Consider the following 9,263-nt stretch of genomic DNA (forward strand, 5'->3'; position numbering starts at 1 on the left):
CTAGTCATCTGGAACTAAAGTAAGCTTCATTGTATGTTGTGTGTGCGACAAGAGGAGCGCAGCATGGCGAATGCGAGCGGACGGCCGACGGCACCGGTGGTTTTGGAGCCTGAAGAACGTGAGTATTTGGAGCGGCAGGTCCGGCGGCGGCGGGTATCCCGCTCGATATCGGAGCGGTGTCGGATCATCCTACGCTGCGCGGACGGCATCCAAAGCAAGGTCGTAGCGGCGGAGTTGGGAGTGCATGAGCACACCGTCGGCAAGTGGCGCCGGCGCTTTCTCAAGGATCGTATCGAAGGGCTGCTGGACGAGGCTCGACCAGGCAGGCCCAGATCGATCGCGGACGATCAGGTGGCGGCCGTGATCGAGCGGACGCTGCGTTCAAAGCCCGATGACGCGACCCACTGGTCGATCCGCTCGATGGCAGGAGAAACTGGCTTCTCACACACGACGATCCGACGCATCTGGACCGCCTTCGGACTTCAGCCGCATCGCTCGGAGACGTTCAAGCTGTCGAGCGATCCGCTGTTCGTCGACAAGGTCCGCGATATCGTCGGTCTGTATTTGTCGCCGCCCAACCGAGCGTTGGTGCTCAGCGTGGACGAGAAGAGCCAGATTCAAGCTCTCGATCGCGAGCAGCCGGTCCTTCCGATGATGCCTGGCATGCCGGAGCGCCGCACGCACAGCTATGTCCGTCATGGCACGACCTCACTCTTCGCAGCGCTCGATATTGCCTCGGGCTTTGTCATCGGCAAATGCTACAAGCGTCACCGCGCCACCGAGTTTCTCGACTTCCTCAAACAGATCGACGCGCAGGTACCGCGCGACCTCGATGTCCACATCATCATGGACAATTACGCCACTCACAAGACCGCGTTGGTCCGGGCATGGCTCGCCCGTCGCCCGCACTACCATGTCCATTTCACGCCAACCTCGGCATCCTGGATCAACCAGGTCGAACGCTGGTTTGCCGAGCTTACCCGCAAGCAGTTACGCCGCGGAGTTCATACCTCCACGAGCGAACTGGAGCAGGACATCCGAACCTTCATCGAACGTCACAATCAGAACCCAAAGCCGTACCGATGGACAAAGTCGGCAGACGAGATCCTCGCCTCGGTCAAGCGCTTCTGCCAGACCGCAGAACGCACATTATGTGGCGAACTTTAGATTCAGATGACTAGTAGCGCCATCAAACAACCCCAAGCGGCAGCGGATACACTCGCCGCGAGCACCAGGCCCAGGATTGGCCGCCTGTCCTCTTCGCTCGCGAATATGCGTTCCAGCCGGGGCTCAGGCCAGCGAACAAGGCGTCCTGTTGGACTACGCCCCCAAGACGCCCCCCAAGGTGAGGGTGAGGGTGAACGCGGCGCTCCTCCTTGCAGGGCCGCATCCCGGTGGAACCCGCCCGCTCCGGGCACGCGCCTATCAGACGAAGAAGACATCGGTCGCATCGATCATCGGCTTTCCGCGCAGATTGGCGAGGGCAACGGCTGCTGCCGCGCCGCTGCCATCCGCGTCGTAATAGAGGGTGCCCATCGCGGCATCGTAGAACAGGTGCATGTCGGCAGAGGTCGCCTTCTTTCCAAAACCGAGGTCGTCCAACTCTCCGGCCGGGCGATCGGACAGGCTCGCGAAAGCGGAGCGATCCAGGGCGATGCGGTCGACTCCAGGCGCGAAATCCATGATCGTGTCGGCCGCCCTCGCGCCTTCGGGCACATCGAACAAGAAGATGTCCGCGCCGCCCCCGCCCTCCAGCTTGTCGGCACCGCCTCTTCCCGAGAGCAGGTTGTCGCCAGCGTTGCCGTAGAGGATGTTGGCCAGGCCATTACCGGTGCCTGCGATCGCGCTGCTGCCGGTAAGGTAGAGACGCTCGATGTGGTCGCCCAACACGAAATCAACCTCGGAGCGGACCGTATCGATGCCCCCGTCAGCGCCTTCCATCACGATGTCGCCAGCGTCGTCGACCTGGTAAGTGTCGTCCCCGCTGCCGCCTTCCATGCGATCGGCGCCGCGTCCACCGTCGAGGCGGTCTGCTCCGTTGCCGCCACTCAGCACATCGTCGCCCTCCAAGCCGGACAGACGATCGTCGCCTGCCCCACCCTCGAGGCGGTTGCCGCGCGCATCCCCCCACAGCACATCGTTGTAATCGGAACCAATGGCGTCTGCCGAACCGACCACGATCTTCTCACCGTCCACCACTGCGCTTGCTTCGTCCAGTTCCAACCGAACACCAGCCTTCGCATCGCTAAAGTCCGCCGCTATCGAGGGGCGCACGACAGCCGGCTCCAGGAATATCTGGATATGACGTGCCGTCTTATCCCCAATGGCGTCAGAGCCGGATGAGACGACAAACTCCACCTTGTCGCCGGCAACCAAGCTGACATGATCGAGACTGAAGCGGAGGCGATTGCCCTGCGCCGGATCGTAGACACGCTCGTTCAGCATCTGCCGCTGGTTGACGGTGACGGTCAGGTAGATGCCGTCCCTGGAATGGTCCGCAACGTCGTAGTCGCCCGCGATGGTGAACACGCCGCCCACGGGCACCGTATATCGCTCGACAACGGCATAGCGCGATGCCGGGTTCAGGCCGCCGGAAAAATCCGCCGGCGTCACCGTCGTCGCATCGACAGCGAAAGGTCGCAGCCATTGAGAGCCGAGATACGGCGTCCACGGCTCCCCGCTTTTCAGGCCTCCCCCCATGGTCTGCAAGGCGGCGATCTGCCCTGTGCCGGAAAGGGAAAAGTACGACCACGATCCCTCGAAGCCGCGCCCGCCAGCGTCCGTGTTGGTCACGTCGAACTGGTCGAAGCTGTCGGCAACGAGGGTTCCGGCATGAAACCGCAGCGAGGACGCCGATATGTCGCCATCGGACCTCAGGACGATCGGCCGTTCCGCCGAAAGTCTTCCGTCAAACTCGGCGAGGTAATTGCCTTCGAGATCGTAGGCGTGGACACCGGGCGCAAGCGTAACCGCCCCCGTCTTTCCCCAGACCACCGCCGCGTGGCGGCCGAAGGTGTAGAAATGCGTGAAATCATCCGTGGTGACACGCGCGATCGTATCGGCCTGGGCCAGCAGGCCCTCCAGAAACCGAAAGGCCTTTCCTGCGGGAGTGGCGGTTCCATCGATCGTGTTCCAGAGTTCCATGTTCGGATAGTGCGATTGCCGCGCGAGTGCGTACCAGCTTGCACTTTCAATGCCGGCCGCCCCCATGACGCTCAACATCTTGGCGAAGTAGGCAGGCGCATCTTCCAGCGAGACGAAGTCACCTCCGAATTCGGTAACCCTGATATCGAGGTCGCCTCCGACTACGTCGCGAAGAACGGCAATCTGATCGGCGAATTGTTCCGGCGGCGTCGTATAGGGGTGGATCGACAAGGTATCGAGAATGTCGAGCGTTCCCAAAGCTTTCAGATCGGCGAGGTAGTCCACCGGAATGGAATGGGTCGCTCCCCCCACCAGTTCGACGTGAATTCCTGCCTCGGTCAGGGCCGTGTCCACCGCCGCCACGAGCTTGGCGTAATAGTCGTCGCGGTAGGACGCCCCCGCGCCCGCGATCGGACCGGTAACGAACGAGTTCGAGTTGTATTCGTTACCGATCTCCACCGCACCCACGCCGGGATAGCGTTTCAAGCTAGCGACGACGAAGTTCGCGAAAGCTTCTCGCCCGGCATCGCTGTGAACGGTAAAGCCCTTGTCGTAGAGTATGTTAGCATTAGCGAAAGTCAAAGTGACGAACAGTCCCCGCTCAAGCGCCTGATCAAGCCAAGCAGCCTGAGGGACCGAGAAGTCATACCGTCCGGCAACCGTCTCGATGGCATGCCAAGGCAAGCTGTCGCGAATGGCCCCGGCGCCAAGGGTGTGCGCGGCATCGAGAAGCGATAGGCTCCAGCCCTGGCTGAAATGAGTCTGCGCCCCCAGAACGATAGTCATCTTTTCCGCCTCTTGGTTCATTTCGCTCTGAATAGGCGCGAGAAGATTACAACTCCTGTAAACCCATGGTTACGACCACCATCATCTTCACTATCGAAATCGGAGTGGCGTAATATGTAGATCCACCTAGCCGCGCTTCTAATATGATATAGACGCGCACGATCAGGCATTATGATCCATGACGGTTCAATTTCCACGATCCTTCGTAGCGTATACTCCAAACTGGAGGAGACAGACTACGCACGCGCCGTTTCTTCAAGCTAGATGATGTTCCTGCCGAAGAGCACCGTCACGTCTTGGAGATCGAAAGCCGCAATGCCCGCCGGAACTCGCGATGGAAGGCCGATCGGCCGCTTTCAAGCGCAGGACGCCGCTGCCGATCAGTCGGCGGGCGGTACATGAACGCCCTTCCTCTGGTTCTGTTCTGGACCCTTGTCATCTGCGCGATCGCCAGTCGCCCCCCCTTCGCGCTCTATCTGTTCTTCGCGACGATGCCCTTCGGTGCCTGCGCCGCCATTCCTACGGGCGTCACGGGAGGGCTCACTCTGGTGGCCACGCCGATCGTCGCGCTGGTCGTCGTCGGCAAGGCCTTTCTGAACCGCAGCGGCCCGGCATCCTTCCTCACCTTGGCCCTGCTGCCCGACAGGCTGCTGTGCCTGTTCGCCTTCTGGATCGTCGTCTCCGTAACGACCCTGTTCATGCCCCGGATCTTCGCCGGCGAGATCCTCGTGGTCCCCGTGCGCGGCATCCTGAGCACGCCGGCGCCTCTGTTCCCCTCGACGCAGAACCTTTCGCAATGGGTCTACATGACGATTTCCGTGTTCACCGTCTTCGCGATGGCGCGGCTGCTGCAAACGGCCGCCATGCGCCAGCATGCCCTGCAGGCCATGTGCCTCGGTGCCGCCATGCTCATCTTCACCGGGCTGGTAGACTTCGCCAGCCAGTATGTGCCTCTAGGGGCCCTGCTCGCGCCGTTCAGGACGGCGTCCTACGCCCTTGCCACCGAAGTGGAGGTGCTAGGCTCCAAACGCGTGGTCGGCCTGATGCCGGAAGCGTCCGCCTTCGGCAATTATTGCCTGGGTTTCCTATGCGCACTGCACTTCTACCGCCGCGCGATCGTAGATCCGGTGGTGAAGGAACGGGTCTGTCCCGTCCTGCTCGCCCTGCTCGTGATCCTCTGCTGGCAATCGAAATCATCTGCGACATATGTCGGCCTGGTACTCTTTTTCGGGATGGCGGCTCTGGAATGGCTGCTTCGCGCCAATGCGGAAGGCCGCGGAACGACGATCTACAAGCAAGGGTTGCTGGGTGAACTCTCGGTACTTGTCGCTGTACTGGCCGGCGTGACGCTGACCCTGCTGTTCAAGCCCGACCTCCTCGATCCCGTCCTGGCAATGATCGACAGGATGGTCCTGCAAAAGACATCCTCTCTGTCCTACGAGGAACGCGGCATGTGGCGCTTCATCGCACTGTCCAGCGTTTTCGAAAGCTACGGCATCGGCATCGGGCTGGGAAGCACTCGCTCCTCCAGCAGCATCGTCGCGATCCTGAGCGCCTCCGGGATACTCGGCGGGCTGCTGTTCTATGCCTTCGCGGCGCAGTCCTTTTCCCGCGCGCCCCGCTATCCTACGATCGAATCCCGGATCATCAACTCCGCCTTTCGCTTTTCCTACCCTCCCATGATCGCCGTCTCGCTGATGATTGCGGATGCCAATTTCGAACCGCTGACCGGGTTCGGGTTCGGCATCACCGCCGCTCTGTCCATCGCCCTCAAGCAGAAGCCCGGCGCACCGATCATGGCGAGGACCAGGGCTCCGGCAGAGACCCCGGCGATGCACGATCGCGGCGACGACGCATCTCCGCTCCCGGCAGATCGCCAACCAGCGCCTTCCTCATGAGCAAAGGCATTCGCATGACCACCGCGCCCCAGAGGCAATCCCGCTATGCCTTCCTGGACGAACTGCGCGGCCTGGCAGCCCTCATCGTCCTGCTGTTTCACGTCGGCACCCGCACCGGCGCTCCCGCCATTGCCGCGAATGGATATCTCGCCGTCGACTTCTTCTTCATGTTGAGCGGCTTCGTTCTAGCGGAAGCCTATGGAAGCAAACTCGGCGCGGACATGACCTTCCGAGAATTCGCGCGGCGGCGCCTGGCCCGAATGATGCCGATCGTGGTGCTGGGCGTGTGCCTGGGTACGGCCTATGCCCTCCTGCGCTGGATCGCCGCGCCCGCACGGTCCGACAGCCTCTCCGGCATCCTGGCCAGCACGGCGCTCAACACGCTCCTGCTTCCGAAATGGTGGCATGGATCGGCCACCGGGTGGGAGGCCTTTCCCATCAATGGCCCGCTCTGGTCGCTCTTCTTCGAAATGGTGATCAACTTCGTGTGGGCCGGCTGGCTGGTGGCCCGGCACAAAGGCACGCTCGTCCTTTTGACGTTGGCCAGCATGGTTGTGCTCGCCGCAATGGCGGGCAATGCCGGAACCATGGATCTGGGCTGGGAGGTTCCCTCACTGCTCGGCGGCCTGGCCCGCGTGACTTTCGGATTCCTGTTCGGGCTCGTGGTTCACGCCTTTCGGGAGCATCTGCCGGTGCTAGGCAAGCCTGCCGCCCTGGCGGCCGGGATCATGTTGGTCGCGGCGCTCGTCATACCGCTTCACGCGGTATCATGGACGATTGCGATGACGCTCGTCGTCCTGCCCGCCGCATTACTGCTGGCCGTATGCGCGGGACGTCAGCACCTCATTCCCGGTGCCCCGTTTCTCGGAGCGATCTCCTATGCGGTCTACGGCCTGCACGTTCCTTTTCTGGCGCTCTATTCTGGAATGGCGGAGCGGTTTACCGGGCGAAGCGAGGCAGGTTTCGAAGCCTACCTCATGGTTTTCCTTATTCTTGCCGTGGCCGCGCTCGCAACGACCTTCTACGACCGTCCCGCCCAGCGCATTCTGCGCCGGACCCTCGATCAAGGATCGCGGGCCGCGCGCCGCGGATCCCTGCCGCGCGACGCCCTGTCCTAGTCGATCCATATCTCGATTGCGCGTGATCCGGCGCGCAGGCTCCGCTCCGCTCTGGATCCGATGCCGGCGCTTGCGAACCCTACTGCGGCGCCACCACCCTCTGCCGCTGCTCGCCCAAACCATCGATGCCGAGGCGAACTTCATGGCCGGGCCGCAAATAGCGCGGCGGTTTCAAGCCCAGCCCCACACCCGCCGGCGTACCTGTTGAAATCACGTCCCCCGGCTTCAGGCTCATAAACTGGCTGAGATGCGCGATGATCTGAGGCACGGTGAAGATCATGTCGGCGGTCGTGCCGTTCTGATGACGCTCGCCATCGACTTCAAGCCAGATCGCGGCATTGGCGATATCAGGCACTTCATCGGCCGTGACGAGCCAGGGGCCGGTGGGACCGAAAGTGTCGCACCCCTTGCCCTTATCCCAGGTGCCGCCGCGATCGAATTGGAACGACCGCTCGCTGACATCGTGAACCACGCAGTAACCTGCCACATGGTCCAGCGCATCTTCTTCGGCGATGTAAGCACCCGCTTTGCCGATGACGACGCCGAGTTCGACCTCCCAGTCCATTCGGTCGGATCCTCGCGGCTGGACGATATCGTCGTTGGGGCCGACTACGGCGCTGGTCCACTTGTTGAACACCACGGGTTCCGCAGGCGGCTCCATGCCGCTTTCCCGCGCATGGTCGATATAGTTGAGACCGATGCACACGAACTTGCCGATCCGGCCGACGCAGGCACCGAGCCGCACGTCTTCTTCGATGAGCGGCAGGTCCGCTGGGTCGACCGCCCGCAGCCTGGCCAGCCCCTCCGGCGTGAGCACGTCACCGGCGATGTCGTCCACGATCGACGACAGATCGCGGATGCGACCCGCGTCGTCGAGAATACCTGGGCGCTCCTGGCCCACTGCACCAAACCTGAGCAATTTCATCTGCATCTTCTCCTGCTCGGCAGCCGATCGACGATCGACCCGCGCCTTTATGACTTCTGCGGCCCGGCACTGCAGCGCGTCGGCGGGCTGCACATCGGGACGCCGATGCTAGAGCGGTTTCCGATCCGATTGCATCGGATCAACCACTCTAACTTTCTGGTTTGACGCATTTTCCGAGTCATCAGGTGATTCCCCCTGATTGGAAAATGCTCTAGTCATCTGAATCTAAAGTTCGCCACATAATGTGCGTTCTGCGGTCTGGCAGAAGCGCTTGACCGAGGCGAGGATCTCGTCTGCCGACTTTGTCCATCGGTACGGCTTTGGGTTCTGATTGTGACGTTCGATGAAGGTTCGGATGTCCTGCTCCAGTTCGCTCGTGGAGGTATGAACTCCGCGGCGTAACTGCTTGCGGGTAAGCTCGGCAAACCAGCGTTCGACCTGGTTGATCCAGGATGCCGAGGTTGGCGTGAAATGGACATGGTAGTGCGGGCGACGGGCGAGCCATGCCCGGACCAACGCGGTCTTGTGAGTGGCGTAATTGTCCATGATGATGTGGACATCGAGGTCGCGCGGTACCTGCGCGTCGATCTGTTTGAGGAAGTCGAGAAACTCGGTGGCGCGGTGACGCTTGTAGCATTTGCCGATGACAAAGCCCGAGGCAATATCGAGCGCTGCGAAGAGTGAGGTCGTGCCATGACGGACATAGCTGTGCGTGCGGCGCTCCGGCATGCCAGGCATCATCGGAAGGACCGGCTGCTCGCGATCGAGAGCTTGAATCTGGCTCTTCTCGTCCACGCTGAGCACCAACGCTCGGTTGGGCGGCGACAAATACAGACCGACGATATCGCGGACCTTGTCGACGAACAGCGGATCGCTCGACAGCTTGAACGTCTCCGAGCGATGCGGCTGAAGTCCGAAGGCGGTCCAGATGCGTCGGATCGTCGTGTGTGAGAAGCCAGTTTCTCCTGCCATCGAGCGGATCGACCAGTGGGTCGCGTCATCGGGCTTTGAACGCAGCGTCCGCTCGATCACGGCCGCCACCTGATCGTCCGCGATCGATCTGGGCCTGCCTGGTCGAGCCTCGTCCAGCAGCCCTTCGATACGATCCTTGAGAAAGCGCCGGCGCCACTTGCCGACGGTGTGCTCATGCACTCCCAACTCCGCCGCTACGACCTTGCTTTGGATGCCGTCCGCGCAGCGTAGGATGATCCGACACCGCTCCGATATCGAGCGGGATACCCGCCGCCGCCGGACCTGCCGCTCCAAATACTCACGTTCTTCAGGCTCCAAAACCACCGGTGCCGTCGGCCGTCCGCTCGCATTCGCCATGCTGCGCTCCTCTTGTCGCACACACAACATACAATGAAGCTTACTTTAGTTCCAGATGACTAG

Annotated in this window: 6 protein-coding genes; 3 read left to right on the forward strand and 3 right to left on the reverse strand. The window is 61.8% G+C overall.

What is annotated here, in order from left to right; all coding sequences use genetic code 11:
- The first annotated feature begins 63 nt into the window (after positions 1 to 63).
- On the forward strand, positions 64 to 1,167 hold the full coding sequence (locus tag L284_RS36840) for an IS630 family transposase (protein WP_031341929.1): 1,104 nt from the start codon (positions 64 to 66) through the stop codon (positions 1,165 to 1,167).
- A 258-nt stretch (positions 1,168 to 1,425) separates the two neighbouring features.
- Here the strand turns inward: L284_RS36840 and L284_RS46880 are convergent, their stop codons facing one another.
- The gene (locus L284_RS46880; RefSeq protein ID WP_160172121.1) at positions 1,426 to 3,930 is read right to left on the reverse strand and encodes a calcium-binding protein; all 2,505 of its coding nucleotides are present in this window, start codon (positions 3,928 to 3,930) and stop codon (positions 1,426 to 1,428) included.
- A gap of 398 nt (positions 3,931 to 4,328) precedes the next feature.
- On the opposite strand from L284_RS46880, the gene L284_RS36845 reads away from it, so the two are divergent.
- Both L284_RS36845 and L284_RS36850 read left to right on the forward strand, forming a co-directional pair.
- Positions 4,329 to 5,828, forward strand: coding sequence for a hypothetical protein (locus L284_RS36845; RefSeq protein ID WP_200861662.1), 1,500 nt, complete (start codon positions 4,329 to 4,331; stop codon positions 5,826 to 5,828).
- A 14-nt stretch (positions 5,829 to 5,842) separates the two neighbouring features.
- Positions 5,843 to 6,946, forward strand: a complete 1,104-nt coding sequence (locus tag L284_RS36850) for an acyltransferase family protein (RefSeq protein ID WP_160172122.1) — start codon at positions 5,843 to 5,845, stop codon at positions 6,944 to 6,946.
- A gap of 79 nt (positions 6,947 to 7,025) precedes the next feature.
- Here the strand turns inward: L284_RS36850 and L284_RS36855 are convergent, their stop codons facing one another.
- Both L284_RS36855 and L284_RS36860 read right to left on the reverse strand, forming a co-directional pair.
- Positions 7,026 to 7,871: a fumarylacetoacetate hydrolase family protein gene (locus tag L284_RS36855; protein ID WP_031342313.1), complete on the reverse strand. Its 846-nt coding sequence runs from the start codon at positions 7,869 to 7,871 to the stop codon at positions 7,026 to 7,028.
- A gap of 225 nt (positions 7,872 to 8,096) precedes the next feature.
- Entirely contained in the window at positions 8,097 to 9,200 is a 1,104-nt protein-coding gene (locus L284_RS36860) for an IS630 family transposase (RefSeq protein WP_031341929.1), read from the reverse strand.
- Between the last annotated feature and the right edge of the window lie 63 nt (positions 9,201 to 9,263).

The sequence above is a fragment of the Novosphingobium lindaniclasticum LE124 genome (genome assembly GCF_000445125.1).
In the GTDB taxonomy this organism is placed as follows: domain Bacteria; phylum Pseudomonadota; class Alphaproteobacteria; order Sphingomonadales; family Sphingomonadaceae; genus Novosphingobium; species Novosphingobium lindaniclasticum.

Bases quoted from the DNA above. Each gene is read 5' to 3' on its own strand.
- L284_RS36840 (WP_031341929.1), top strand. From the start codon at position 64: ATGGCGAATGCGAGCGGACGGCCGACGGCACCGGTGGTTTTGGAGCCT.
- L284_RS46880 (WP_160172121.1), bottom strand. From the start codon at position 3,930: ATGACTATCGTTCTGGGGGCGCAGACTCATTTCAGCCAGGGCTGGAGC.
- L284_RS36845 (WP_200861662.1), top strand. From the start codon at position 4,329: ATGAACGCCCTTCCTCTGGTTCTGTTCTGGACCCTTGTCATCTGCGCG.
- L284_RS36850 (WP_160172122.1), top strand. From the start codon at position 5,843: ATGACCACCGCGCCCCAGAGGCAATCCCGCTATGCCTTCCTGGACGAA.
- L284_RS36855 (WP_031342313.1), bottom strand. From the start codon at position 7,871: ATGAAATTGCTCAGGTTTGGTGCAGTGGGCCAGGAGCGCCCAGGTATT.
- L284_RS36860 (WP_031341929.1), bottom strand. From the start codon at position 9,200: ATGGCGAATGCGAGCGGACGGCCGACGGCACCGGTGGTTTTGGAGCCT.